This window comes from Streptomyces sp. NPDC058877 (assembly GCF_042742855.1).
In the GTDB taxonomy this organism is placed as follows: Bacteria; Actinomycetota; Actinomycetes; order Streptomycetales; family Streptomycetaceae; genus Streptomyces.
The window spans coordinates 1-24,350 of sequence record NZ_JBHYMF010000103.1; the positions used below are offsets into that span (position 1 = coordinate 1).

Annotated in this window: 22 protein-coding genes; 15 read left to right on the forward strand and 7 right to left on the reverse strand. The window is 71.7% G+C overall.

Features of this window, described 5'->3' with window-relative positions; all coding sequences use genetic code 11:
• Positions 1–156: 156 nt before the first annotated feature.
• Both ACFW2Y_RS22695 and ACFW2Y_RS22700 read right to left on the reverse strand, forming a co-directional pair.
• Positions 157–1,479: a polysialyltransferase family glycosyltransferase gene (locus tag ACFW2Y_RS22695; protein ID WP_384882127.1), complete on the reverse strand. Its 1,323-nt coding sequence runs from the start codon at positions 1,477–1,479 to the stop codon at positions 157–159.
• The gene (locus tag ACFW2Y_RS22700) at positions 1,476–2,519 is read right to left on the reverse strand and encodes a glycosyltransferase family 2 protein (RefSeq protein ID WP_384882130.1); all 1,044 of its coding nucleotides are present in this window, start codon (positions 2,517–2,519) and stop codon (positions 1,476–1,478) included. Before ACFW2Y_RS22700 ends, ACFW2Y_RS22695 begins: the two co-directional genes overlap by 4 nt.
• Positions 2,520–2,738: 219 nt before the next feature.
• Here ACFW2Y_RS22700 and ACFW2Y_RS22705 point away from each other — a divergent pair, with 219 nt between their 5' ends.
• The 11 genes from ACFW2Y_RS22705 to ACFW2Y_RS22755 all read left to right on the forward strand — a co-directional run bounded on the left by ACFW2Y_RS22705 (position 2,739) and on the right by ACFW2Y_RS22755 (position 16,055).
• On the forward strand, positions 2,739–4,028 hold the full coding sequence (locus ACFW2Y_RS22705; RefSeq protein WP_384882132.1) for a DUF6716 putative glycosyltransferase: 1,290 nt from the start codon (positions 2,739–2,741) through the stop codon (positions 4,026–4,028).
• Positions 4,028–5,227, forward strand: a complete 1,200-nt coding sequence (locus ACFW2Y_RS22710; RefSeq protein WP_384882135.1) for a cytidylyltransferase domain-containing protein — start codon at positions 4,028–4,030, stop codon at positions 5,225–5,227. The genes ACFW2Y_RS22705 and ACFW2Y_RS22710 overlap by 1 nt, the downstream gene beginning before the upstream one ends.
• Before the next feature lie 11 nt (positions 5,228–5,238).
• Positions 5,239–6,132 carry an N-acetylneuraminate synthase family protein gene (locus ACFW2Y_RS22715; protein WP_384882138.1) on the forward strand — a complete coding sequence of 298 codons (894 nt, stop codon included), beginning with the start codon at positions 5,239–5,241 and terminating at the stop codon, positions 6,130–6,132.
• Positions 6,129–7,388, forward strand: a complete 1,260-nt coding sequence (locus ACFW2Y_RS22720) for a hypothetical protein (RefSeq protein ID WP_384882141.1) — start codon at positions 6,129–6,131, stop codon at positions 7,386–7,388. The genes ACFW2Y_RS22715 and ACFW2Y_RS22720 overlap by 4 nt, the downstream gene beginning before the upstream one ends.
• A gap of 116 nt (positions 7,389–7,504) precedes the next feature.
• The gene (locus tag ACFW2Y_RS22725) at positions 7,505–8,725 is read left to right on the forward strand and encodes an amidohydrolase (RefSeq protein ID WP_384882144.1); all 1,221 of its coding nucleotides are present in this window, start codon (positions 7,505–7,507) and stop codon (positions 8,723–8,725) included.
• A gap of 314 nt (positions 8,726–9,039) precedes the next feature.
• On the forward strand, positions 9,040–10,098 hold the full coding sequence (locus tag ACFW2Y_RS22730; protein WP_384882147.1) for a BMP family protein: 1,059 nt from the start codon (positions 9,040–9,042) through the stop codon (positions 10,096–10,098).
• Between the two features lie 118 nt (positions 10,099–10,216).
• The gene (locus ACFW2Y_RS22735; protein WP_384882150.1) at positions 10,217–11,929 is read left to right on the forward strand and encodes an ABC transporter ATP-binding protein; all 1,713 of its coding nucleotides are present in this window, start codon (positions 10,217–10,219) and stop codon (positions 11,927–11,929) included.
• The gene (locus ACFW2Y_RS22740) at positions 11,926–13,044 is read left to right on the forward strand and encodes an ABC transporter permease (protein WP_384882153.1); all 1,119 of its coding nucleotides are present in this window, start codon (positions 11,926–11,928) and stop codon (positions 13,042–13,044) included. The genes ACFW2Y_RS22735 and ACFW2Y_RS22740 overlap by 4 nt, the downstream gene beginning before the upstream one ends.
• The gene (locus tag ACFW2Y_RS22745; RefSeq protein ID WP_384882156.1) at positions 13,041–14,306 is read left to right on the forward strand and encodes an ABC transporter permease; all 1,266 of its coding nucleotides are present in this window, start codon (positions 13,041–13,043) and stop codon (positions 14,304–14,306) included. Before ACFW2Y_RS22740 ends, ACFW2Y_RS22745 begins: the two co-directional genes overlap by 4 nt.
• Entirely contained in the window at positions 14,303–14,698 is a 396-nt protein-coding gene (locus tag ACFW2Y_RS22750; RefSeq protein ID WP_384882158.1) for a cytidine deaminase, read from the forward strand. Before ACFW2Y_RS22745 ends, ACFW2Y_RS22750 begins: the two co-directional genes overlap by 4 nt.
• A 79-nt stretch (positions 14,699–14,777) precedes the next feature.
• Positions 14,778–16,055, forward strand: a complete 1,278-nt coding sequence (locus ACFW2Y_RS22755) for a thymidine phosphorylase (protein ID WP_384882161.1) — start codon at positions 14,778–14,780, stop codon at positions 16,053–16,055.
• Between the two features lie 197 nt (positions 16,056–16,252).
• On the opposite strand, the gene ACFW2Y_RS22760 is transcribed toward ACFW2Y_RS22755, so the two are convergent.
• Positions 16,253–16,912, reverse strand: a complete 660-nt coding sequence (locus ACFW2Y_RS22760; RefSeq protein WP_384882164.1) for an HAD family hydrolase — start codon at positions 16,910–16,912, stop codon at positions 16,253–16,255.
• Positions 16,913–16,962: 50 nt separating this feature from the next.
• Here ACFW2Y_RS22760 and ACFW2Y_RS22765 point away from each other — a divergent pair, with 50 nt between their 5' ends.
• Entirely contained in the window at positions 16,963–17,238 is a 276-nt protein-coding gene (locus ACFW2Y_RS22765; protein ID WP_384882166.1) for an STAS domain-containing protein, read from the forward strand.
• Positions 17,239–17,365: 127 nt separating this feature from the next.
• Here the strand turns inward: ACFW2Y_RS22765 and ACFW2Y_RS22770 are convergent, their stop codons facing one another.
• The 3 genes from ACFW2Y_RS22770 to ACFW2Y_RS22780 all read right to left on the reverse strand — a co-directional run bounded on the left by ACFW2Y_RS22770 (position 17,366) and on the right by ACFW2Y_RS22780 (position 20,447).
• Entirely contained in the window at positions 17,366–18,337 is a 972-nt protein-coding gene (locus ACFW2Y_RS22770) for a sigma-70 family RNA polymerase sigma factor (RefSeq protein WP_384882184.1), read from the reverse strand.
• 84 nt (positions 18,338–18,421) lie between these two features.
• Complete coding sequence (locus ACFW2Y_RS22775) at positions 18,422–19,057, reverse strand: L,D-transpeptidase family protein (protein WP_384882187.1); 636 nt, start codon at positions 19,055–19,057, stop codon at positions 18,422–18,424.
• Positions 19,058–19,181: 124 nt separating this feature from the next.
• Positions 19,182–20,447, reverse strand: a complete 1,266-nt coding sequence (locus ACFW2Y_RS22780) for an MFS transporter (protein WP_384882169.1) — start codon at positions 20,445–20,447, stop codon at positions 19,182–19,184.
• A gap of 62 nt (positions 20,448–20,509) precedes the next feature.
• Here ACFW2Y_RS22780 and ACFW2Y_RS22785 point away from each other — a divergent pair, with 62 nt between their 5' ends.
• Positions 20,510–21,481, forward strand: a complete 972-nt coding sequence (locus ACFW2Y_RS22785; RefSeq protein WP_384882172.1) for a LysR family transcriptional regulator — start codon at positions 20,510–20,512, stop codon at positions 21,479–21,481.
• Positions 21,482–21,517: 36 nt separating this feature from the next.
• Here ACFW2Y_RS22785 and ACFW2Y_RS22790 read toward each other — a convergent pair whose 3' ends face one another.
• Entirely contained in the window at positions 21,518–22,294 is a 777-nt protein-coding gene (locus tag ACFW2Y_RS22790; RefSeq protein ID WP_384882175.1) for an alpha/beta hydrolase, read from the reverse strand.
• 276 nt (positions 22,295–22,570) lie between these two features.
• On the opposite strand from ACFW2Y_RS22790, the gene ACFW2Y_RS22795 reads away from it, so the two are divergent.
• Positions 22,571–23,725, forward strand: coding sequence for an adenosine deaminase (locus tag ACFW2Y_RS22795; protein WP_384882178.1), 1,155 nt, complete (start codon positions 22,571–22,573; stop codon positions 23,723–23,725).
• A gap of 180 nt (positions 23,726–23,905) precedes the next feature.
• Positions 23,906–24,277 (forward strand): hypothetical protein, encoded by a 372-nt coding sequence (locus ACFW2Y_RS22800; protein WP_384882181.1) that lies wholly within the window; start codon positions 23,906–23,908, stop codon positions 24,275–24,277.
• The last annotated feature ends 73 nt before the right edge of the window (positions 24,278–24,350 follow it).

A 24,350-nucleotide genomic window follows, 5' to 3' on the forward strand; every position in this document is an offset into this window, starting at 1 on the left:
GCCTCGGCCGGATACGCCCGCGAGCTGTACCTGGAGTGCCCGGAGGACCCGGCCGGCTGGGTCACCGAGATCCAGGAGCCGATCGCCCGCGCCTGAGCCGCCGCGGGCCCGGGACCCCCGCACGGGTTCCCGGGCCCGCCGTTTCCCGGTGGTCCGCTATTTCTTCAGCGCCTTGCGCAGGCGCAGCGCGTGCCGCGCGAGTCGACGCACCTTCGGGTGCCGGGGAATCGGCAGTCCGCCGGGCAGGCCCAGCACGGTGAGGCGACGTCGGGTGAAGTGGTGCCGGGTGCGCTCGGCGAGCGGTCCGGAGAGGTGGCGCTCCGCGGCCCCCCGCAGGTCCGCCCGTATCTTCGGCTGCATGGCGAAGCCGACCGCCGCGACCAGGTCGTTCAGCTCCGTCGGGTCGAGCGCCGCCCCGCCGCCCCCCTCCAGGGGCGGGACGACCGCGTCGACGACCGTGAGCGGGATCCGGTTGCTGTTCTGGAACGGGGCGAGCCGCTGCAGGAGGGTTTCGGTGCCGACCCGGGCGATCGGCACCCCGTAGAAGGTCCGTGCGGTGAGCAGCGCGGTGGAGAAGCAGCCGACGACGAGCGCGGGCCGCAACTCGCGGTAGAGCACCTCCGCGAGCACGGGACGGTCCTCGACGGTCAGGACGGCGCCGAGTTCGGCGGCCGCCTCCACCAGCGCCCGCGACCAGGCGTCCGGGGCCGTCGGGTGCGGCTTGAAGACGAGCCGCCGGTGGCCCCGGGCAACGGCGCCCCGGACCATCCGCAGGTGCAGTTCCTCCTCCTCGGCGGCGGTCAGCAGGTTCAACGCCGCCAGGTACTGACCGAGGAGCACCACCGGCCCCTCCTGCGCCGGCGCCACGGCCTCGGCGGCCGGCCCGGTCAGCTCTTCGACGACCTTCGTGAACGCCTGCGTCGGCACCGCCTCGGGGGTCGCCCCGAATTCGGCGAGCAGCAGCGGGGTCAACTCCGGCACCAGGTCGAGGTGGAGCAACCGGCCCACGCGCCCGCCGATCAACGGGTCGATCTTGTTGCGGGTCGGACCGTAGCTCATCAGACCGTCCGCGTACGCCGTGATCGGCGCCTCGGGCAGCAGCTGGGCGATGGCCAGTGCCGGTGTCACCTGGAGGGACTCCAGGGCCAGCTCGACCCGGTCGTCGCCCAGCTCCCAGATCCGTCGCAGGTGGCGTTGCAGCAGCGGCAGATCGCTTGCACGGGGGGTCCAACCGCCCGGGTGGAGCGGGGAGATCACCTCGTTCCAGGACAGCACGGAGTCGAAGCGGCTGCGCAGCCGGTCGAAGCCCTCGGCCTCGTCCAGGGCGGGGGTGGTCTCCGGCACGGCCGCGTTGTTGGTCACGAGGAGGATGCGACGGTCGGCGGGGCCGAAGCAGCCGCTGTCGAGCGCGGCGGCGAGGGTCACGACGCCGTAGAGGGTGGAGGCGCAGAAGATCTGGGTGGTGCGACGGGTGCTCATGCGGCGGCCTCCGTGGAGCTCGTGCCCGCGTCGGAGTCCGTGCCCGCGTCGGACGCGCGGACCGGTGCCGTGGGCGGGGGAGCCGGGCGGCGCCGGCGCAGTCGGCGCAGCATCGTCGCGCGGTCCCCGCCCATCGCGGCCAGCGCCTCGTCGAGGACATCCTGCGGCATCCGCTGCAATGCGCCCGCGCTCATCGCCTTCAACTGGCGCGCCACTTCCGGCTCGAAGCGCTCGATCGAGCCGATGTGATGGGAAATCACCGCGCAATACGTGCGGACGGCTTTCGGGAGGAGGCGGTCCGCGTCCTCGTCCCGTGCGGTTTCCGTGATGACCTGGTCGAATGCACGGATGAAGTCCAATTGTCGGACGTCGCCGATCTGGGTGAGCGAAGTGGCCACCCCGCGCCGGTAGAAGACGCCGAGTTCTCCGATTGCGGCGAATGATTCCGCCTCGCGGTGCAACCGCCAGATCCACGGTCGGTCCTCGGCGGTCCGAAGGCCGTGCGTGAAGTGCAGCAGGCCCCGGTCGAGGAGCCTTCGGTGGTAGATCCCGGCCCAGGCGTACGGGTAGTCGACCGAGGTCGTGCGGTGCGCCGGCAGGATCGCGTCCCGGGGGCGCAGCACTTCGGCACGGCGGGGGACCGGCACCTGGCGCACGGAGCGCTTCCGGCCGGTGACCACCACGTGGTCGGTGCGCAGGAAGTCGCAGTCCAGTGATTCGGCCGCGGCGAGCAGCCGTTCGTAGTAGCCGGGGGCGAGCCAGTCGTCGCCGTCGAGGAAGGTCACGTACTCGCCGCGGGCGGCGTCGAGGCCGGTGTTCCGGGCCGTGGCGAGGCCCTCGTTGTGTGCGTGCCTGATCAGGACGGCGCCCGGGACCTCGCGTGCGGCCCGTTCGAGGAGCGCGGGCGTCCCGTCCGACGAGCAGTCGTCGACCAGCAGGAACTCGAAGTCCTCGCGGGCGTTGGCCCGCAGGCTCGTGAGGGTGTCGGGGGCGTATGTCTGCACGTTGAAGAACGGCACGACGACGGAGAGCTTGACCACGCGGCCGACGCTAGGCGCCGCCCCGGCATTCCCCCCGACCATCGGGAATCCATTTGGTGAACGCCAGGCGGCGGGCCGATTAACCGCCTTTTCCCTTGGGTGAAATCGGTCCCCGCGCGTCTGGAAAACGCCCCGCTTCAACGTGCGGAGAGGCTCTGTTCACCCTTTGTTGCCATTCAGTTGGGCCGAAGAGCGGAATGCCCTTCTAGCGTCCTCGACGTGCCAGCAAGTACCAGAGAAGCGGTACGGGTCGCCGTACTCGCCGATTCCGACACCCGGTGGAAATGGGGCGGCCTCACCGCGCGCCGCATCACGGAAGCGACCGCCGAGCCCACCGGTTTCGTCCTGCGCGGACGCGCCACGCCGACGGCGCGCCAACTCGCCGAAACCGGGGTGTCCAAGGACGCCCCGCGCGAAGTGACCGGCGCGGAGTTCCTGCGCGCGGTGCGGGACGCGGAGGCGCGCGGCGAGGGGTACGACGTCCTCGTCCTCGCCCTGGTCGGCGGCACCGTCCGGGCCGTCCTCCAGGGACTGGCCGACCTCGGCCTCAGGCGTCGCCCGGTGATCGTCACCGGCTACGTCGGCGTGGTGTACGAGAAGCTGACCGACGGCCTGTTGCTGCGCCACGGCGCCGACGTGGTCCTCGCCAACTCCCGCCACGACGCCGAGCGCTTCCGTGCGGTGTACGAGGGCGTGGGCGCCGGCGCCGACCCGGTCGTCGAAGCCGCGCTGCCCTTCCTCGGCGGAGCTCCGTACGCACCCCGGGCGAACCGCGACGTCCTGGTCTTCGCCGCGCAGCCGTCCGTGCCTGCCACCCGGTCCGAACGGGCCTACGTGCTCCGCCGGTTGACAGGGCACGCCCGGCTCCATCCGGAGCGCGAGGTGCTCCTCAAGCTCCGCTCCAAGCCGGGCGAACACACCACGCACCTGGAGGAGTTCCCGTTCCAGAAGCTGGTACGCGAACTTGATCCGCCGAACAACTTCCGTCTCGTGTACGGGCACATGGGCGAGGTCCTCGACCGGACCGACCTCCTGGTCACCGTCTCCTCCACGGCCGCCCTCGAAGCGCTGCACCGTCGGATCCCCACCGCGATCCTCACCGACCTCGGGGTCCGCGAGGCGCTCGGTAACCACCACTTCGTCGGCTCCGGCCTGCTGACCTCCTTCGACCGGCTCGACCAGGGGCACGTGCCGACCCCCGACGGAACCTGGCTCGCCCGACAGGGAGTCGCCTCCGACAGCCCCTACGAGCAGGCCTTCGACGCCGCCCGCGACCGGGTCGCCGTACTCCTCGCGCTTCCCGCGCTCCCCCCGATCGCCCCCTACTACACCGCGGAGACGGCCCCCGGCTACCTGCCGGGAATCCTCGCCCGCCACCGCCTGGACGTCACCGCACCGGAGCCCCGCGAGAGCGGGCTGCGCCGGATCGTCCGCGAGGCCGCGCGGGGTGCGTACCGCCACGGCGTGCAGCGCGTCGCCCCCGTCATCCGCCGTCTGGGAGAACTCTGATGCCGACCCCCACCGTGCTCGCCGTCATCCCCGCCCGGGGAGGCTCCAAGGGCGTGCCCGCCAAGAACCTCGCCCCGGTGGCCGGCGTCCCGCTCGTCTCCCGCGCCGTCCGCGCCTGCCTCGACGCGCGCCCCGTCACCCACGTCACGGTCTCCACCGACGACGCCGCCATCGCGGCGGCGGCCCGTGCGGCCGGAGCCGAGGCGGTCCAGCGGCCCGCCGAGATCGCCGGCGACACGGCCACCAGCGAGTCCGCGGTCCGGCACGCGATGGACGCCTTCGAGGCCGCCCACGGCCGCCCGGTGGACGTGGTCCTCCTCGTCCAGTGCACGAGCCCCTTCCTGACCTCCGCCGAGGTCGCGGAGACCGTCGAGCGGATCGTCTCCGGCGCCGCCGACACCGCCTTCACGGCCGCCCCGACCCACGGCTTCCTCTGGCGCGAGACCGAGGCGGGAGCCGAAGGCGTCAACCACGACAAGGCGCACCGTCCGCGCCGTCAGGACCGGGAGCCCGAGTACCTGGAAACGGGCGCCGTCTACGCGATGGACGCGACCGGCTTCCGCACCCACGGGCACCGCTTCTTCGGCCGCACCGCGCTCGTCGTCACCGATCCCGCCCGGGTCCTGGAGATCGACGACCCGCACGACCTCGCCCGGGCCAAGGCGCTCGCGCCGCTCCTCGACGAGCCCGCCACGCCCGGCTTCGCCGACGTGGACGCGGTCGTCCTCGACTTCGACGGGACCCAGACCGACGACCGGGTCCACCTCGACGCCGAAGGGCGCGAGTTCGTCTCCGCGCACCGCGGCGACGGTCTCGGCATCGCGGCCCTGCGCCGCGCCGGACTGCCCGTCCTCATCCTCTCCACCGAACAGAACGCCGTGGTCGCCGCCCGCGCCCGCAAGCTCAAGATCCCCGTCCTGCACGGCATCGACCGCAAGGACCGCGCCCTCAAGGAGTGGTGCGAGGCCGAGGGCATCGACCCGCAGCGCGTCCTCTACGCCGGCAACGACGTCAACGACCTGCCCTGCTTCCACCTCGTCGGCTGGCCCGTCGCGGTGAGCAGCGCCCACGACTCCGTACGGGCCGCCGCCCGCGCGGTCACCGTCACCCCGGGCGGCTCCGGAGCGATCCGTGAGATCGCCGCCTGGCTCCTCGGACCCGAGCTCGACACCCCCGCACGCACCACCCACCACATCTAAGGAACAGCACCATGAGCACCCGTCTCCGCACCCTCGGCGCCAAGACCGCCGGCCCCGGCCAGCCCGTCTACGTCACCGGCGAGATCGGCATCAACCACAACGGCGACCTCGACAACGCCTTCGCGCTCATCGACATCGCCGCCGAAGCCGGCTGCGACGCCGTCAAGTTCCAGAAGCGCACCCCCGAGATCTGCACCCCGCGCGACCAGTGGGACATCGAGCGCGACACCCCCTGGGGCCGGATGACCTACATCGACTACCGCCACCGCGTGGAGTTCGGCGAGGACGAGTACCGCGCCATCGACGAGCACTGCGAGAAGCGCGGCATCGACTGGTTCGCCTCCCCGTGGGACACCGAGGCCGTCGCCTTCCTGGAGAAGTTCGACGTCCCCGCCCACAAGGTCGCCTCGGCCTCCCTCACCGACGACGAGCTGCTCCGCGAGCTGCGCGCCACCGGTCGCACGGTGATCCTCTCCACGGGCATGTCGACGCCGAAGCAGATCCGCCACGCGGTCGAGGTCCTCGGCAGCGACAACATCCTGCTCTGCCACGCCACCTCGACCTACCCGGCCAAGGCCGAAGAGCTCAACCTGCGCGTCATCCAGACGCTCCAGGAGGAGTACCCGAACGTCCCGATCGGCTACTCCGGCCACGAGACCGGCCTCCAGACCACGCTGGCCGCCGTCGCCCTCGGCGCCACCTTCGTCGAGCGCCACATCACCCTCGACCGCGCCATGTGGGGCTCCGACCAGGCCGCTTCCGTCGAGCCGCAGGGCCTGCAGCGCCTGGTCCGCGACATCCGCACCATCGAGACGGCCCTCGGCGACGGCGTCAAGAAGGTGTACGAGTCGGAGCTCGGCCCGATGAAGAAGCTCCGCCGGGTCCAGGGCGCCGTCGCCGCATGACCGGGCAGCTGGCGTTCGTCGAGAGCCCGGTCCAGCTCCTCAACGTCCTGGAATGGGCGCACGTCAGGTCCTCGGTCGCCGGGGAGCACGCCTCCCCGGGCAGCCGGGCGGGGGCTCCTCCCCGCTCCGCCGCGGGAGACCGTCCGGTCGGGGCGGACGGGGACCCCGCGACGGACGACGGCCTTGTCGGGCCCCAGCTCCCGGACTCCACGGCGCCCGCGGGCGCATCCCCCTCGGGGCGCGCCCCCCGCGCCGGGGGCCCCTCCGGCCGGAGCACCGGCCTCACGGTGGTCGTCCTCTCGCCGACCGATCCGATGTCGCGGGGCCAGCTGCGCCGCATGGCCCAGTTGGCCCGCGACGCGGGACTCACCGTCCGCTGGCAGGAGGCCCGTGCCGGCCGGGGTTCCCTGGTCCGCACCCTGCGGGAGCTCGCCGGGCCGTTGCGTTCGGCGGAGCGAGTGATCATCGGGGACCCGTTCTCCCGGTACGTCCAGCTCCTGCTGACCCTCTTCGCACCCCGGCACGTGACCGTGGTCGACGACGGTACGGCGACCATGGAGTTCGCCGCCCAGCTCGGTCGCGGCGAACGCTTGGTGCGTTGGCACCGCAAGGGCGGTCTGGGCCCGCGCGAGCTGGTGCTCGCCCCGGTGACCACACTGGCCCGGCGGCGCCTCGCTCCCGGCCGGGGCCGTACGGTCGAGATCTTCACCTCGCTGCCCGTGGAGGCCCCGCCGGGCGTCACGGTCACGGAGAACGCCTACGCCTGGACCCGGCACACCTTCGGTCCGCCGATGCTCACCGGCGGGGCCGACCTGGTCGGCACCTCGCTCGTCGAGACGGGCGTCGTCGACGAGGACCACTACGTGCGCGTGGTGGCGGGCCTCGCCCGCACCCACGGTGCCACCCGCTACTTCGCGCACCGTCGGGAGAGTGCGGAGAAGCTGCACCGGATAGCGGTCGAGACCGGCCTCCAGATGGTCCGTCCCGACCTGCCCCTGGAGCTGATCGCCCGGCGCGGGCCGGTGGGCCGCACGGTCGTGAGCTTCCCGTCCACGGTCGTGCACACCCTGCCGCTGGCCCTGGCGGGCACGGGCGTCAAGGTCGCCGTCATCGAGGTCGCCCCCGAGTGGCTCCGGGCGACCGCCTCACCGCGCGCCCAGGGCTTCCTGTCGGGGGTGGCGGGCACCGCGGCCCACGAGGTCGACCGCCTCACCACCCGGGTGGCCCACCCGACCGACCGGCTGGAATTCGGCTGAGCGTACCCACAAGGAGTGGTCCTCAAGCCTGAGAAACTGAATTTTTTTCCCCTAACGGGCTGAACTTTTCGTGATCAACGGGCAGTTGGCCTCTCCGCGGGCCTACCCTTCAAAGGGTGAACCAGTTGAAGTCCCGTGAGCCCGGCTCCGTCACCCTGCCCGGAACGCTGTCCGAACCCCTGCGCGCCGAACTCGTGGCCTTCCGCCGGGACTTGCACATGCACCCCGAGCTCGGGAACCAGGAGTTCCGCACGACCGCCGCGCTCAAGGCCCGCCTGGAGGCGGCCGGCCTCGTGCCGAAGGTCCTTCCGGCCGGCACCGGACTCCTCTGTGACATCGGCACCCGGGCCGGCGGCGGGTCCGTGCTCGCGCTCCGCGCCGACCTGGACGCCCTGCCCATCCCCGACGTCAAGACCGTCGCCTACCGTTCCACCGTGGCCAACCGCGCCCACGCCTGCGGGCACGACGTCCACACCACCACCGTCCTCGGAGCCGGCCTCGTCCTCGCCGAGCTCGACCGCCAGGGGCTGCTGCCCCGGCCCGTGCGACTGGTCTTCCAGCCCGCCGAGGAGGTCCTCCCCGGTGGAGCCGCCGACGCCATCGAGGCCGGGGTCCTGGACGGCGTCGGCCGGATCATCGCCGTCCACTGCGACCCCCGGGTGGACGCCGGCACGATCGGCCTCCGCGCCGGCCCCATCACCTCCGCCTGCGACCGGCTCGAAGTCACCCTCGACGGCCCCGGCGGCCACACCGCCCGCCCGCACCTGACCACCGACCTGGTCACCGCCGCGGCACGGGTCGCCACCGACGTCCCCGCCGTCCTGGCCCGCCGGGTCGACGCCCGCTCCGGCCTCTCGGTCACCTGGGGCCGCATCGAGGCCGGCCACGCGCCGAACGTCATCCCGCAGCACGCCGAGCTCTCCGGCACCGTCCGCTGCCTCGACCTGCCCGCCTGGCGGGACGCGCCCGACCTGGTCCACGCCGCGATCGACGAGGTCGCCGCCCTGCACCGGGCCAAGTCGACCGTCACCTACGTCCGGGGCGTCCCGCCGGTGGTCAACGATCCGGCCGCCACCGAGCTGCTCCGCGACGCCATGGCGGCCCGTCGGGGACCGCACGCGATCGAGGACACCGAGCAGAGCCTCGGTGGCGAGGACTTCTCCTGGTACCTGGAGCACGTCCCCGGCGCCATGGCCCGCCTCGGCGTCCGCACCCCCGGCGACACCCGGGTCCGTGACCTGCACGCCGGCGACTTCGACGTGGACGAGAGCAGCATCCGGGCCGGGGTGGAACTCTTCACGGCCGCGGCGCTGCTCGACGCCGAGGAACGGCGCTGACACCGGGCCGCACGGAGGACCGGCCGGGCCCCGGACCGGGGGCGGCCGGACCCCTCATCCGTCCGGCCCACCGCCGTCCCCCGGGCGGCCCAGCTCCCGGCGCGGCGCGCTCCGCCCCCTGTTCGAGCACCCCCTTCCAGGGGTATAACCGGCGGTACCGGGTCGGACGCCCTCCGTCGCGCCGGCTGGCTGGTTCGCGACGATCCGATAACGACTCATGAACGGGTCTTTAACTGACATCTACGCGCGTTACGATCGCGGCGAAACCAGCGCCGGAAGAGGCGCTTTCGGTCAGTCTTGAAGGGACCCTCCTCTTGCGCCGGATCACCAGGATCACGACCGTGGGCATCGCCTCCGCGGCGCTCGCCCTCTCCGCCACCGCGTGTGGCAAGTCTTCGACGGACTCCGGCGCCAGCCCGAGCTCCGACTCCAAGGCGACCAAGGCCGCCATCGCGTACGACATCGGTGGCCGCGGCGACCAGTCCTTCAACGACGCCGCCTACGCGGGTCTGAAGAAGGCCGAGGACGACCTCGGCGTCAAGGGTGCCGAGGCCGAGCCGTCGGCCGGCGAGGGCGACGCCGACAAGGTGCAGCGCCTCACCTCGCTGGCGCGCGCCGGCAACAACCCGGTCATCGGCGTCGGCTTCGCCTACGCCCCGGCCATCGAGAAGGTCGCCAAGCAGTTCCCGAACACGACCTTCGGCATCATCGACGACACCTCGGTGACCGGCCCGAACATCGCCAACCTCGTCTTCAACGAGGAGCAGGGCTCCTACCTGGCCGGCGTCGCCGCCGCCAAGGCGTCCAAGACCGGCACCGTCGGCTTCATCGGCGGCGTCGAGGTCCCGCTGATCAAGAAGTTCGAGGCGGGCTACGTCCAGGGCGTCAAGGACACCAACCCCAAGGCCAAGGTGCTCACCCAGTACCTGACCCAGCCGCCGAACTTCGACGGCTTCGCCAAGCCCGACCTCGGCAAGGCCGCCGCCCAGGGCCAGCTCGACAAGGGCGCCGACGTGATCTACGCCGCCGCCGGTCTCGCCGGCTCCGGTGCGATCGAGGCCGCCTCCGAGGCCGGCAAGTGGGCCATCGGCGTCGACTCCGACCAGTACAACCAGGCGGGCCTGTCCAAGTACAAGGACGCCATCCTGACCTCGGTCACCAAGGACGTCTCGGACTCGGTCTTCAACCTGATCAAGTCGGTCGAGGACGGCAAGCCGCAGACCGGTGAGGTCCGCTACGGCCTCGCCACGAACGGTGTCGGCCTGGCCGACTCCAACCCGAAGTACAAGGAGATGACCGACCTCATCGCCGCCGTGGACGAGGCGAAGAAGCAGATCATCGACGGCAAGATCACGGTCAAGACCGCTCCGTAAGGACACGCAGGTCACGACCCGAGCCCGCGGGCCCGGTGCGGTGGCACCCCGCCACCGCCCCGGGCCCCGGGCCCATTCCCGTACGGGTTTTCACTTTTCGGCAGCGCTACGCGTGTAGATGTCTCCCTGGCACGATAACTTCGCCCCGCCCTGCCCTCCCGCTCCCGCTCCTTCCGGCCAAGGAGAGTGCGTCATCAACGCGTCCAGCCCCCCTGCCGTAGAACTGCACGGCATCACCAAGCGATTCCCCGGCGTCGTCGCCAACAAGGACATCGCCATCACGGTCCGCAAGGGCACCGTGCACGCCCTCATCGGCGAGAACGGTGCCGGCAAGTCGACCCTCATGAAGATCCTCTACGGCATGCAGAAGCCGGACGAGGGCACGATCGCGGTCGACGGCCAGCAGGTCACCTTCTCCAGCCCCGGTGACGCCATCGCGCGCGGCATCGGCATGGTGCACCAGCACTTCATGCTCGCTGACAACCTCACCGTCCTGGAGAACGTCGTCCTCGGCGGCGAGAAGCTCTACGGAATCGGCGCCAAGGCCCGTCAGAAGATCAACGAGATCTCCGAGGCGTACGGCCTCGGGGTCCGCCCCGACGTGCTGGTCGAGGACCTCGGCGTCGCCGACCGGCAGCGCGTGGAGATCCTCAAGGTCCTCTACCGCGGCGCCAAGATCCTCATCCTGGACGAGCCGACCGCCGTCCTCGTCCCGCAGGAGGTCGACGCGCTCTTCGACAACCTGCGCGAGCTCAAGGCCGAGGGCCTGACCGTCATCTTCATCTCGCACAAGCTGGGCGAGGTGCTGAAGGTCGCCGATGACATCACCGTCATCCGCCGGGGCACCACGGTCGGCACCGCCGACCCGAAGACCGCCACCACCAAGCAGCTCGCCGAGCTGATGGTCGGCAGCGAACTGCCCTCGCCGGAGACCCGCGAGTCGACCGTCACCGACGTTCCGATGCTGCAGGTCCAGGGCCTGACGCTGGTGGAGAGCGGCGCCGGCAACGCGCCGCTGACCACCGCCGCCCCGGCCGACCCGGCCGTCTCGGTCACCGTGCACGAAGAGGTCGCCACCGGCCGCAAGCTGCTCGACGACATCTCGCTCACCATCCACAAGGGCGAGATCCTCGGCATCGCGGGCGTCGAGGGCAACGGCCAGACCGAGCTGATCGAGGCCCTGATGGGCCTGCGCACCCCCGACGCCGGTGCCATCAGCCTCGACGGGAAGGACATCTCCGCCGTTCCGGTGCGCAAGCGCCGCGAGGGCGGGATCGGCTACATCCCCGAGGACCGCCACCGCCACGGCCTGCTCCTGGAAGCCCCGCTCTGGGAGAACCGCATCCTCGGCCACGTCACCGAGCCGCCCAACTCCAAGCGCGGCATCCTCGACCCGAAGGCCGCCCGCAAGGACACCGAGCGGATCGTCCGCGAGTACGACGTCCGCACCCCCGGCATCGACGTCACCGCGGCCTCCCTCTCCGGCGGCAACCAGCAGAAGCTGATCGTCGGCCGCGAGATGAGCCACAACCCCAAGTTCCTGATCGCCGCCCACCCCACCCGTGGTGTGGACGTCGGCGCGCAGGCGCAGATCTGGGACGCGATCCGGGACGCCCGCCGCGAGGGACTGGCGGTGCTGCTGATCTCCGCCGACCTCGACGAGCTGATCGGCCTCTCGGACACCCTCCGGGTCATGTACCGCGGCAAGCTCGTCGCGGACGCGGACCCCGCCACCATCACGCCCGAGGAGCTGGGCTCCGCCATGACCGGTGCGGCCTCCGGCCACCTCGAAGGCACCGAAGAGCAGTCCGAAGACGGTGACGCCCGATGATGAAACTCGACAAGGACAAGCTGATCATCGGGGCCGCCGGCCCGGTGCTCGCGCTGGTCTCCTCGTTCGTGCTGACCGCACTGGTCCTGCTCGTCTCGGGGCTTGACCCGATCGAGCCGATCCGCCTGATGATCGACAATGCGGGTTACTCCGACATCCAGGTCCTGATCGTCAACTACACGGGCACCCTGTACCTGGCGGCGCTGGCCGTCGCCGTCGGTTTCCGGATGAACCTCTTCAACATCGGCGTGGACGGCCAGTACCGCCTTGCCGCGATGTTCTCCGCCGTGGTCGGTGCGGCCGTGGACCTGCCCGGTCCGCTGCACATCCTGCTGATCGTGTTGGTCGCCATGCTCACCGGTGCCTTCTGGGCCGGCATCGCGGGCATCCTCAAGACCACCCGCGGGGTGTCCGAGGTCGTCTCGACGATCATGCTCAACGCCATCACGACCTCCCTGGTCGCCTGGCTGCTCCTGCCGAAGAACTTCGGCGTCCAGATCCCGGGCTCGAACAACCGCACCACCGGCCAGATTCCCGAGTCCGGCTGGTTCCCCGGCATCGACATGGGCCAGGGCAACGGCGAGATCTACGGCTTCACCTTCGTCGCCCTCGGCCTCGGTCTCGTCTACTGGTTCGTGATCAACCGCACCAAGTTCGGCTTCGACCTGCGCGCCACCGGCGCCAGCGAGTCCGCGGCCCAGGCCAGCGGCGTCGACGCCAAGAAGATGATCCTCACCTCGATGCTCATCTCGGGTGGCCTGGCCGGCCTCTCCGGCATGCCGACCCTGCTCGGCGAGACCCACACGTACAGCCTCGACTTCCCGGTCGGCGTCGGCTTCACCGCCATCACCGTCGCGCTGCTCGGCCGCAACCACCCGGTCGGCATCCTCTTCGCAGCCCTGCTCTTCGCCTTCCTGGAGAAGGCCTCCTCGTCGCTCGACATCGCGGGCTACCCGAAGGAGATCACGCAGATCATGCAGGGCATCATCGTGATCGCCGTCGTCGTCTCCTACGAACTCGTCCGCCGCTATGGCATGCGCCGGCAGCAGCAGAAGGTCGGCGAGCAGCTGGCCGCCGGCGGCGCCACCAAGACCGACAAGGAGGTGGCGGCATGAGCACCGGCACCGTCGCCAAGCCGAGCGCCGCGCCCAAGAAGCCGGCCGGACGCCGCAAGCTGACATGGCCCTGGATCCTGTTGATCGTCGCGGCCGGTCTCGTGCTCTTCTCGCTGGTCCGAGCCGTCTCCGGGGCCAACGACCTCACCTCGGTCGGTCAGGTCTCCGGCGCGCTCCAGCTCGCCGTGCCGATCGGCATGGCCGGCCTCGGCGGCCTGTGGGCCGAGCGCGCGGGCGTGGTCAACATCGGTCTCGAAGGCATGATGGTCCTCGGCACCTGGTTCGGTGCCTGGGCCGGCTACCAGTGGGGCCCGTGGACGGGCGTCGTCGTCGGCATCCTCGGCGGTGCGCTCGGCGGCCTGCTGCACGCGATCATCACCGTCACGTTCAACGTGAACCACATCGTCTCCGGCGTGGCGATCAACATCCTCGCGGTCGGCTTCACCCAGTACCTGTCGAACTTCACCTTCGCCGAGGCCGAGGGCGGTTCCTCCAAGCAGTCCCCGCGCATCGACCCGATCACCAGGATCACCGTCCCGGGCCTCTCGGACTGGCTGCAGGACGTCCAGCAGAAGCACTGGTTCCTGATCTCGGACCTGGCCGGCGTGCTCGGCGGCCTGGCGACCAACCTGTCGCTGCTGACCGTGGTCGCGATCCTGCTGGTCCCGGCCACCTGGTGGGTGCTGTGGCGCACCTCCTTCGGCCTGCGGCTGCGCTCCTGCGGTGAGAACCCGGTCGCGGCCGAGTCCCTCGGCGTGAACGTGTACAGGTACAAGTACATCGCCGTCCTGGTCTCCGGCGGTCTCGCCGGTCTCGGCGGTGCGTTCCTGGCGATCGTCTCCACCGGCATCTACCAGGAGGGTCAGACCGGTGGCCGCGGTTACATCGGTCTCGCCGCGATGATCTTCGGCAACTGGATGCCGGGCGGCATGGCGATGGGCGCCGGCCTGTTCGGCTTCACCGACAGCCTCAAGCTGCGCGGCGGTGCCGAGAACGTCCACGCGCTGCTGCTACTGGTCGCGCTGCTGCTGGTGGTCGCCGCCCTGTGGCAGCTCTACAGGAAGAAGTACCTGGTCGCCGTGATCTCCGCGGTCTTCGCCGCCGGCTTCTTCCTCTGGTACGCGCTGACCGACCAGGTCCCGAGCCAGTTCGTCGACGCCGCCCCGTACGTCACGACCCTCCTGGTGCTCGCCCTCTCGGCGCAGCGCCTGAGGATGCCGAAGGCGGACGGCCTGCCGTACCGGAAGGGCCAGGGCAAGTGACGGCGGCCCCCGACTGGGAGGCCCTGCGCGGCGCCGCCCGCGAGGCCATGTCCCGGGCGTACGCCCCGTACTCCGGCTTCCCGGTCGGTGCGGCGGCCCGCGTGGACGACGGGCGGGTGGTCTCCGGCTGCAACGTGGAGAACGCCTCCTTCGGCCTCGGCCTGTGCGCCGAGTGCGGGCTGGTCTCGCAGCTCCAGGCGACCGGCGGCGGCCGGCTCACGCACTTCGTGTGCGTGGACGGCAGCGGCGGTCCGCTGGTGCCGTGCGGCCGGTGCCGGCAGTTGCTGTACGAGTTCGGGGGCGGCGAGCTCGTCCTGGAGACGCCCGCCGGGTTCGTCACCCTGGCCGAGATGCTTCCGCAGGCCTTCGGCCCGGAGCACCTCGCCACGTAGCACCTCGGAGCGGCCCTTCCGTCACCATGGGAGGGTCGCTCCCCTTTCCCCCTCTATGCGCGTAGAAAGAGGCACCACCATGGACGTCATCTCCGTCATCCGCACCAAGCGGGACAAGGGCGAGCTGAGCCCCGAGCAGATCGATTGGGTCATCGACGCGTACACCCGCGGTGTGGTCGCCGACGAGCAGATGTCCGCCCTGGCCATGGCCATCCTGCTGAACGGCATGAACCGCGCGGAGATCGCCCGCTGGACCGCCGCCATGATCGCGTCCGGCGAGCGCATGAACTTCGACGCGCTCTCCCGTCCGACCGCCGACAAGCACTCCACCGGTGGTGTCGGCGACAAGATCACCCTTCCGCTCGCCCCGCTCGTCGCCGCCTGCGGAGCGGCCGTGCCGCAGCTCTCCGGCCGAGGCCTCGGCCACACCGGCGGCACGCTCGACAAGCTGGAGTCCATCCCGGGCTGGCGGGCCCTGCTCTCCAACGAGGAGATGCTGCACGTCCTCGACACCACGGGTGCGGTGATCTGCGCGGCGGGTGACGGCCTGGCGCCGGCCGACAAGAAGCTGTACGCGCTCCGCGACGTCACGGGCACGGTCGAGGCGATCCCGCTGATCGCCTCCTCGATCATGTCCAAGAAGATCGCCGAGGGCACCGGCTCCCTGGTGCTGGACGTCAAGGTCGGCACCGGCGCCTTCATGAAGAACATCGAGGACGCCCGCGAACTGGCCTCCACCATGGTGGCCCTCGGCACCGACAGCGGCGTGAAGACGGTCGCGCTCCTCACCGACATGGCGACCCCGCTCGGTCTCACCGCCGGCAACGCCCTGGAGGTCCGCGAATCGGTCGAGGTCCTCGCCGGCGGCGGCCCGGCGGACGTCGTCGAGCTCACGATCGCGCTCGCCCGCGAGATGCTCGACGCGGCCGGCATCAAGGACGCCGACCCGGCGAAGGCCCTCCGGGACGGCTCGGCGATGGACGTCTGGCGCCGGATGATCGCGGCCCAGGGCGGCGACCCCGACGCGGCCCTCCCGGTCGCCCGCGAGCAGCACGTGGTGACCGCCCCGTCGACCGGCGTGCTCACCCGCCTCGACGCGTACGACATCGGCATCGCCGCCTGGCGCCTGGGCGCGGGCCGGGCCCGCAAGGAGGACCCGGTGCAGGCGGGCGCGGGCGTCGAGCTGCACGCGAAGCCGGGCGACACGGTGACGGCGGGCCAGCCCCTCCTCACCCTCCACACGGACACCCCGGAGAAGTTCGACTACGCCCTGACCTCGCTGACGGACGCCTGGGACATCGACCCGGAGGGAACGTCCTTCACCCCGAACCCGATCGTCATGGACCGCATCGCCTAGGGGCCGGACGGCCGTCGGCGAGACCGGCGACGCCCGTGAACGGGACCGGTGCACTCCTGCCGGTCCCGTTCGGGTCTTCCGGCCCCCTCGGCACGGCTCCTGGTCGGCCGGGCGTCCGCCACGCCTCCCGGTCGGCCGGCAGGCCGAGGGAGGCGAGGGCGATCCTCCGGTTGCCGTTCACCGGGCCCCGCGGTTCGTCACGCGCCCGCCTCCGTCAGTAGCGAGGGCAGTGCGCGCATGTCGTCGAAGACCACCGTGTGCGGGCCCGTCAGGCGGTCCGCCGGGGTCAGGCCGCCGCAGTAGCCGAAGGCGCGCATCCCGGCGGCGCGGGCCGCCCGGACGCCGTAGGGGCTGTCCTCGACGACCGCACAGCGCTCCGGCGCGACGCCCATGGTGGCCGCGGCGTGCAGGAAGAGGTCCGGGGCCGGTTTGCTCCGGGCCACGTCCCGGGCGCTGAACATCCGGCCCTCGAAGCGGTCGAGCAGTCCGGTCCGGCGGAGGTTCTTGCGGATGGTGGGGTGGCTGCCGTTGGAGGCCAGGCAGTACGGGACCGCCAGGGCGTCCAGGACGTCGGTCACTCCCTCCACCGCCGTCAGCTCCGCGTCCAGGGCGTCCTCGTACCGCTGGTGGAAGGGGGCCTGCCAATCGGCTGCGAGGGGACGTCCGCGCCGCCCTTCCACGATCGCGGTGAGCACCTCCTGGGAGGAGCCGACGAAGTGGTCGACCATCTCGGCCTCGGTGAAGTCGGCGCCGAGCGAGGCGAACACCTCCCGGTCCACCCGGCAGTAGATGCGCTCGCTGTCCACCAGAACGCCATCGCAGTCGAAGATCACCAGTTCGACGGGCCCGTGAGTCATGATCGGGATCCTAGCGATGAGTTCCACGGATCCCGCCGGTCGTACCGGGCGTGGACCCCCGTCGAACGCTCGTCGTGACCCTGCCCGCCCGTCCCGACCGGGAAGAGGTGACCGCCTTCTGCGCCGCCCTGGAGGCGACCCCACCCGGTGAGGTCGTCTGCGAGGTCGGGGCCCTCGCACCCGCCGACCTCGCCGCCGTCGATGCCCTGGCCCGACTGCGGCTGGCCGCCGGGCGACGCGGTCACCGGATCCGCTTCCACGGGGCGCGGCCCGAGCTGCTGAACCTGCTCCGCCTCACCGGGCTGGACGGGGCGCTGGGCCTCTAGGCCGCGGCGCGCGAGCGCCTGCGCCGCGCCATGGGGCGGAGCGGCGTCCTCCCACCGCCGTGCCCCCCGGGGCACGGCGAGGCGTCGTGGCGGTCGCCGTGCGCCGCCGGGGATGGCGGACGACCCGTCAGGATTCCAGCCGCTCCGGCAGCTCGAAGAGCGGGAACCAGCGCTCGGTGTCCAGGAAGAAGTCCATCCCGGAGACCTTGCCGTCCCGCAGCTCCAGGACGATCAGCGCCCACGGGCTGAAACCGCCGGCCGGGTCCGGGTGGTACTGCGCGAAGGCCGGCGAGCCGTTCGCCACGGTCGGCACCAGCTTCGATCCGGCGCAGACGTCGCCGGCTCCCAGCATCCAGCCGACGATGTCCTCGTGCCCCCGGAGCCACAGGTCGTACGGCGGCATGGACATCGTGGCGTCCTCGTGGAGGAGCGCCGTCAGCGCCGTCATGTCGTAGCCCTCGAAGGCGGTGACGTAGCGCTCCAGGAGCGCCTGCTGTTCCTCGTCCAGCGGATCCGCCGGGTCGGAGGCCGCCGGGGCCTGCTCGGTGAGGGTCGCGCGGGCCCGCTGCAGGGCGCTGTTGACCGAGGCGACGGAGGTGCCGAGGAGCTCCGCGACCTCGCTGGCCTTCCAGGCGAGGACCTCGCGCAGGATGAGCACGGCCCGCTGCTTGGGCGGGAGGTGCTGGAGCGCGGCCACGAAGGCGAGGCGGACGGATTCACGGGACAGCGCCGTCTCCGCCGGGTCGCCCGCCGAGGGCAGCACCCTTCCGTCCGGCACGGGCTCCAGCCAGGTGACCTCCGGCTGCTTGACGAGCTGCGCCTGTGCGACCGGGGTCGGGGAGCTGAGGTCCATCGGCCGCGCCCTCCGGTTGCCGGCGTTCAACGCGTCCATGCAGACGTTGGTGGCGATCCGGTAGAGCCAGGAGCGCAGTGAGGAGCGGCCTTCGAAGGAGTCCAGGGCCTTCCAGGCACGGACCATGGTGTCCTGTACCGCGTCCTCCGCCTCGAAGGAGGATCCGAGCATCCGGTAGCAGTAGCCGGTCAGTTCCCTGCGATACCGGTCGAGTTCGTCGGTCGTCGCGGTCGCGGCGTCGTTCAACTGGTCCACACCCCACTCACCCCTCACCGGAACCGTTCGGTGCCGGTGAGGGGGAAGCTACCGCAGCGGACTGACAATCCGGGGTCAGGTTCCCGGCTTGCGTCCGTAGACGTAGACGTCGTCGCCGTTCCCGAGCAGGTTCCAGTAGGCCTTCGCGTCCGCCGGCCGCATGTTCACGCAGCCGCCCGAACCCGGCGGGTTCCACATGGACTTGGTGGTCGAGTGGAAGGCCTGGCCGCCGTCGAAGAACTGGGAGTACGGCATGGAGACGTGGTAGATCGTCGACCAGTGGTTGAGGTTGCGCCAGTAGATCTTCTTGGAGCCGGTGCGTGTCTCGGTGCCGTCCTTGCCCGTCCGTACCGGCACCGGGCCGTACGTGAGGCGCGCACCGTCCTGGATCCAACTGAGCTGGCGCGTCAGGTCGACACAGGCGATCCGGCCGCGGTTGGTGGGGCACTTGCGGTCCTTGTTGGGGTTGGTGCCCGCCGCCTTCTGCTGGAGCATCGTGTTCATCGTGCGCCAGGTGATCGGCCCCGCGTACCCCACGGTCGGGGTGATGCCGTGCTTGCGCTGGAAGGCCTGGACGGCCTTGCAGTCGGCGAGCGACTGGCGCCCGTCGACCGGCCGCCCGAGGAACTTCTCCACCTGCCTCTGGTAGGGCCCCGTCGTCACGTTGCAGGACGCCGCCTGCGCCGGGGCCGTACCGAGGGCGATCGTCATCGGCACCACGAGCGAGGCGAGGCCGATCGCGGTGCCCGTCCTCCTGCCGGTGTGCGTCATGAATCGGTTCATGATCGTCAACTCCCCCTAGAGTCCTGCCCCTTCAGACGTTCGGGGCGACCCGTTAGTTGCAGGCGGCGGCGAGCTGCAGCCGGCGGGCCGCGGTGCGGGCACTGAGGCTGCCGTACAGCGTGACCGAGACGACGCCGAGGACCGAGACCAGGCCGATCAGGACGGTGCCCGCCCAGCCGCCCGCGTGGAACGCGACCGCGCCCAGGGTGCCGCCCGCACTGCTGCCCAGGTAGTACGCCGACTGGTAGAGCGCCGAGGCCTGCGCGCGGCCCGTCTTCGCCGTGTGGCTCACCGAGGAGGAGGCGACCGCGTGACCCGCGAAGAAGCCGGCCGTGATCAGGACCAGGCCCGCGAGCACCGGGGCGAGCGAGTCGGAGAGGGAGAGCAACAGGCCGGCTGCGGTGGTGGTGACCGCCAGGTACAGCGCACCGCGCCGGCCGAGTCGCCCGACGAGCCTTCCCGCCGCCGCCGAGGAGACCGTACCGACCAGGTAGATCAGGAAGATCGAGCCGATCACGCCTTGCGGGAGGGAGAACGGGGCCTCGACCAGGCGGTAGCCGATCGCGGTGTAGACGGCGCCGAACACCGTCATGAACAGCGCGCCGATCACGTACAGCCGCATGAGCAGGGGATCGGCGAGGTGCGACCGCGCGGTCCTCGCCAATGCCCTCGGGTCCAGCGCGCCCGGCGTGAAGTGCCGGGCCTTCGGGAGCAGCACCCGGAAGGCGATCGCGCAGGCCAGGGAGGTCAGACCGACGGCGGCCAGGCCCGCGCGCCAGCCCCACAGCTGGGACGCCCAGCCGGTCACGAGGCGACCGCTCATGCCGCCGATGGAATTGCCCGCCACGAAGAGGCCGATCGCGGCGATCAGCGCCTTGGGCCGGACCTCCTCGGCGAGGTACGCCATCGCCGAGGCCGGGAGACCGGCGAGCGCGGCCCCTTGCACGGCGCGGAGCACGATCAGGGACGTGAGGTTCGGGGCGAACGGCACCAGGAGCGCCACGGCCACCGCGACGGAGAGGGAGGCCGTCATCATCGCGCGCCGCCCGAAGCGCTCAGAGAGGGCGCTCAGCGGCAGGACGCAGAGGGCGAGGGCACCGGTGGCGGCCGAGACCGTCCAGGAGGCCGCGGAGGCGGTGGCGCCGAACTCGGCCGAGATGGCCGGGAGGAGGGCCTGCGTGGAGTAGAGGAGGGCGAAGGTGGCCAGTCCGGCGGCGAAGAGCGCGAGGCTGGTGCGGCGGTAGCCGGGGGCGCCGGGGGAGAGGCGGGTGTCGGCGGACGCGGTGGTGGCGCCCGCCTTGGTACTGGCGGAAGGCATGTCACGAACGTAGGACGGCCCGTTTCATGCGTCCAATGCACGGAACTGCTGTAATCGTTCCCATGGCGCATGAGTACAGGTCACAGCTCCACCTGTCACCGAACAGTAACGAAGAAGACATGGGGTTGCTGCTCGCGCCCCGCCTCGCCTACTTCGCCGCCGTCGCCCGGCACGAGCACGTCACCCGCGCCGCGGCCGAGATGGGCGTGCCGCAGTCGACGCTCTCGCGGGCCGTGGTCCGGCTGGAGCAGGACCTCGGCGTCGCCCTCTTCGCCCGCCGTGGCCGCACCGTCTCCCTCACCCCTGCGGGCCGCCGCTTCCTCACCGCGGCCGAGCGGGCCCTCACCGAGGTGGAGCGGGCCGCCGACACCGTGCGGGCCGATGCCGATCCGACGGCCGGCCGGGTCGCCTTCGGCTTCCTCCACACCATGGGCTCCGAGACCGTTCCCGGTCTCCTCCGCGCCTTCCGCGTCGACCATCCGCGGGTCCGCTTCACCCTGGTCCAGAACTACGGCGAGGCCATGATCGAGCGGCTGCGGGCCGGTGACCTCGACCTCTGTCTGACCTCTCCGGTGCCGGACGCCCCGGACCTGGCGGCCCGGCGCCTCGACGAACAGCGGCTGCGGCTCGTCGTCCCGGACGACCACCGGCTCGCCGGTCGCAAGCGGGTCCGCCTCGCCGAGGCCGCGGACGAGGCCTTCGTGACCCTGGAACCGGGGTACGGGCTCCGCCGCATCACCGACGACCTGTGCGCGGAGGCGGGGTTCACACCACGGGTCGCCTTCGAGGGTGAGGAGGCCGAGACCCTGCGCGGTCTGGTCGCCGCCGGTCTGGGCGTCGCCCTGCTGCCCCCACCGGCCGTTCCGCGCCCCGGCGTCGTCGAACTCACCGTCACCGCGCCCCGCGCGGTCCGCGAGATCGGCGTCGCATGGCTCGACGGCCATCCGGACACGGCTCCGGTCGCGGCCTTCAAGAAGTTCCTGCTCGGCCGCCGCGGTCAGCTGCTCCCCAAGGAGGCGCCGCCTGCGACGTAGTCCCGCCGGGGCACCGGCAGGGCCCCGGCGGTGCCGTCACCTCCTGGACGAGCTGCCGAACCCCGCCGCCAGCGGCATGCGCAGGCCGAGCGGCGGGGGAGCCGCCATCGCGTCGGCCACCGGTCGGGCCACCGGCCGGGCGAAGAGGGCCCCGAGGGCGAAGTCCGTCACCAGGGCCCGTACCTCGTCCGCGTACTGGCGCAGCGCGTGTCCGTCGGAGTGGACCTCGAAGCGGCAGGTGTCCCGGTTCGCCTTCTTCACCCGCTCGGCGAACCGGAACGACAGCTCCGGGTCCGTCCGGGCGTCGTTCGTGCCGTGCACGAGCAGCACCCGGCGTCCCACCAGCTGCCGCACCGGCTCGGGCTCGGCGGCCACGTCGTCCTCCGGGAGCCACGGGGCCAGGGCGAGGACCGCGCCGACCGCTTCGTGCCCGGCGGCCCGCAGCGCGGCCCGCCCTCCGAACCCGTGCCCGACAAGACAGACCGGAACGTCGCCGTAGCGCCGCACCGCCTCCTCGACCGCCCAGGAGGCGTCCGCCGCGAGGTCGGCGTCCGCGCCGTTCCAGCCGCGCGTCCGGTAGTGCACCACATGGGCGACGAGCCCCTCGGCCGAGCCGGCCCGGACCAGGCCGCGCCCCAGCGGCAGCACGGCCGCGCGGGCACGGAGGGAGGCGCGTCGCGCCGACACCGGTTCGCCGTCCGGCAGGAGCAGCACCACGCCACCCACCGCAGACACCACCGAACGGGAACTGACGGGACGTCCGAGCCGGGGTCGCCGGCCTTCGGGCGGCCCCACGAGTGCGAAGTGCGCCATGACAGAACAGTCTCAGAAGGAGAGGTGTACACCAGCCGTACGCGCGGTCACTGTTGCGTATCGCTGCCCGGTGGTTCGAACGAACGGGCCGGGCAGGGCCGTTCGAAGGGCCCCGCACCCCGGGAGGCGGCGGACCCTTTTCCGTCACCTCTGTGGCCCGGACGGCCCGTCCCGCGCGTGCCGGGGGGCGATCCGCCCGACCCGTCTCCCCGCCCCGCGGGAGAAAAGCCGGTGCCGCGAGGGGTGTTCTACGCGCGTAGGAGCTAGAGTGCGGAAATGACGAGCCAGACCCCCAACGTCCCCACCGCGGACCAGATCCGCCGTGCCCCGAAGGTGCTGCTCCACGACCACCTCGACGGCGGACTGCGCCCCGGCACGATCATCGAACTCGCCCGGGAGCAGGGCTACGGGCAACTCCCGGAGACGGAGCCCGACAAGCTCGGCGTCTGGTTCCGCGAAGCCGCCGACTCCGGTTCCCTCGAACGCTATCTGGAGACCTTCGCGCACACCTGTGCCGTCATGCAGACCAGGGACGCCCTCTTCCGCGTCGCCGCGGAGTGCGCCGTCGACCTCGCCGAGGACGGCGTCGTCTACGCGGAGGTGCGCTACGCCCCCGAGCAGCACCTGGAGGGCGGCCTGGGCCTCGAAGAGGTCGTGGAGGCCGTCAACGAGGGTTTCCGGGAGGGCGAGCGACGGGCCAGGGAGAACGGCCACCGCATTCGGATCGGCGCCCTGCTGACCGCCATGCGGCACGCCGCCCGTGCCCTGGAGATCGCCGAGCTCGCCAACCGTTACCGGGACTCCGGGGTGGTCGGCTTCGACATCGCGGGCGCCGAAGCCGGCTACCCGCCCACCCGTCACCTCGACGCCTTCGAGTACCTCAAGCGGGAGAACAACCACTTCACGATCCACGCGGGCGAGGCGTTCGGGCTGCCCTCGATCTGGCAGGCCCTCCAGTGGTGCGGCGCCGACCGGCTCGGCCACGGCGTCCGGATCATCGATGACATCGAGGTCGCCGAGGACGGCTCGGTCCGCCTCGGTCGCCTCGCGGCCTACGTCAGGGACAAGCGGATCCCGCTGGAGATGTGCCCCTCCTCCAACCTCCAGACCGGCGCCGCCGCCTCCATCGCGGAACACCCCATCGGTCTGCTCCGCACGTTGCACTTCCGGGCCACGGTCAACACCGACAACCGTTTGATGAGTGGAACGAGCATGAGCCGCGAATTCGAGCTGCTGACCGAGGCATTCGATTACACGCTCGATGACATGCAGTGGTTCACGGTCAATGCGATGAAATCAGCGTTCATTCCTTTCGATGAACGGCTCGCCATGATCAATGAAGTGATCAAGCCCGGATACGCCGAGCTGAAGTCCGAATGGCTGTTCCAGCAGACCGCTGCGACCAGCGACTCTTCCCGTTCAGTGGGCTGAGCGGCTGATTGTGGAGAGGGCGGGAGCGGTCGGGTCGGTGCGACACCCGGCCGCTTTCCGGTGTTTGCGGAGGCGACGTTCACTGGTTAGTTTGCAGAGCCGCTCTGCATTCCCAGGTTCCCAGGATTTCCCCTCCCGGCTTTCCCCGAAGCCCCCGGATTCCCCAAGGAAGATTTTCAGATGAAGCAGTCTGCCGCCAAGAAGCTCGGTGTCGCCGCTCTCGGCGCCGCTTTCGCCGCTACCGCCGCCGGCACGGCCTCCGCAGCGCCGTCCCTGCCGCTCGACGCCGACGCGCTGGGCACGGTCAGCCAGGCCGTCCCGCTGGGCGAGGGCCTCACCGAGCTCCCCGACGGCGCCGCCGAGTCCCTCGGCGCCGGGCAGGGCGCCCTCGGCCAGGGCCTCGACCAGGGCGTGAAGACCCTTCCGGCTGCTGCCGGCCAGGCCACCCAGAACCTTCCGCTCGACGCCGCCGCCGGCGGCCTCGGCGCCACCCCGCTCGGCGGCCTCCTCGGCGGCCTGCCGCTGGGCGGCGGCGGTCTGCCGATCGGCTGACGGCCACCGCACGCGCGGTAGTCTGGCGGTCTCGTGGGGCGGGGGCGGTGGACCCCGAACGCGGGGCGGGGCT

Coding starts and splice junctions, on each gene's coding strand:
- ACFW2Y_RS22695 (WP_384882127.1), bottom strand. CDS start 1,479: ATGAGCACCCGTCGCACCACCCAGATCTTCTGCGCCTCCACCCTCTAC.
- ACFW2Y_RS22745 (WP_384882156.1), top strand. CDS start 13,041: ATGAGCACCGGCACCGTCGCCAAGCCGAGCGCCGCGCCCAAGAAGCCG.
- ACFW2Y_RS22785 (WP_384882172.1), top strand. CDS start 20,510: ATGGCGCATGAGTACAGGTCACAGCTCCACCTGTCACCGAACAGTAAC.
- ACFW2Y_RS22720 (WP_384882141.1), top strand. CDS start 6,129: ATGACCGGGCAGCTGGCGTTCGTCGAGAGCCCGGTCCAGCTCCTCAAC.
- ACFW2Y_RS22710 (WP_384882135.1), top strand. CDS start 4,028: ATGCCGACCCCCACCGTGCTCGCCGTCATCCCCGCCCGGGGAGGCTCC.
- ACFW2Y_RS22740 (WP_384882153.1), top strand. CDS start 11,926: ATGATGAAACTCGACAAGGACAAGCTGATCATCGGGGCCGCCGGCCCG.
- ACFW2Y_RS22755 (WP_384882161.1), top strand. CDS start 14,778: ATGGACGTCATCTCCGTCATCCGCACCAAGCGGGACAAGGGCGAGCTG.
- ACFW2Y_RS22790 (WP_384882175.1), bottom strand. CDS start 22,294: ATGGCGCACTTCGCACTCGTGGGGCCGCCCGAAGGCCGGCGACCCCGG.
- ACFW2Y_RS22775 (WP_384882187.1), bottom strand. CDS start 19,057: ATGACGATCGCCCTCGGTACGGCCCCGGCGCAGGCGGCGTCCTGCAAC.
- ACFW2Y_RS22800 (WP_384882181.1), top strand. CDS start 23,906: ATGAAGCAGTCTGCCGCCAAGAAGCTCGGTGTCGCCGCTCTCGGCGCC.
- ACFW2Y_RS22735 (WP_384882150.1), top strand. CDS start 10,217: ATGTCTCCCTGGCACGATAACTTCGCCCCGCCCTGCCCTCCCGCTCCC.
- ACFW2Y_RS22760 (WP_384882164.1), bottom strand. CDS start 16,912: ATGACTCACGGGCCCGTCGAACTGGTGATCTTCGACTGCGATGGCGTT.
- ACFW2Y_RS22715 (WP_384882138.1), top strand. CDS start 5,239: ATGAGCACCCGTCTCCGCACCCTCGGCGCCAAGACCGCCGGCCCCGGC.
- ACFW2Y_RS22795 (WP_384882178.1), top strand. CDS start 22,571: ATGACGAGCCAGACCCCCAACGTCCCCACCGCGGACCAGATCCGCCGT.
- ACFW2Y_RS22780 (WP_384882169.1), bottom strand. CDS start 20,447: ATGCCTTCCGCCAGTACCAAGGCGGGCGCCACCACCGCGTCCGCCGAC.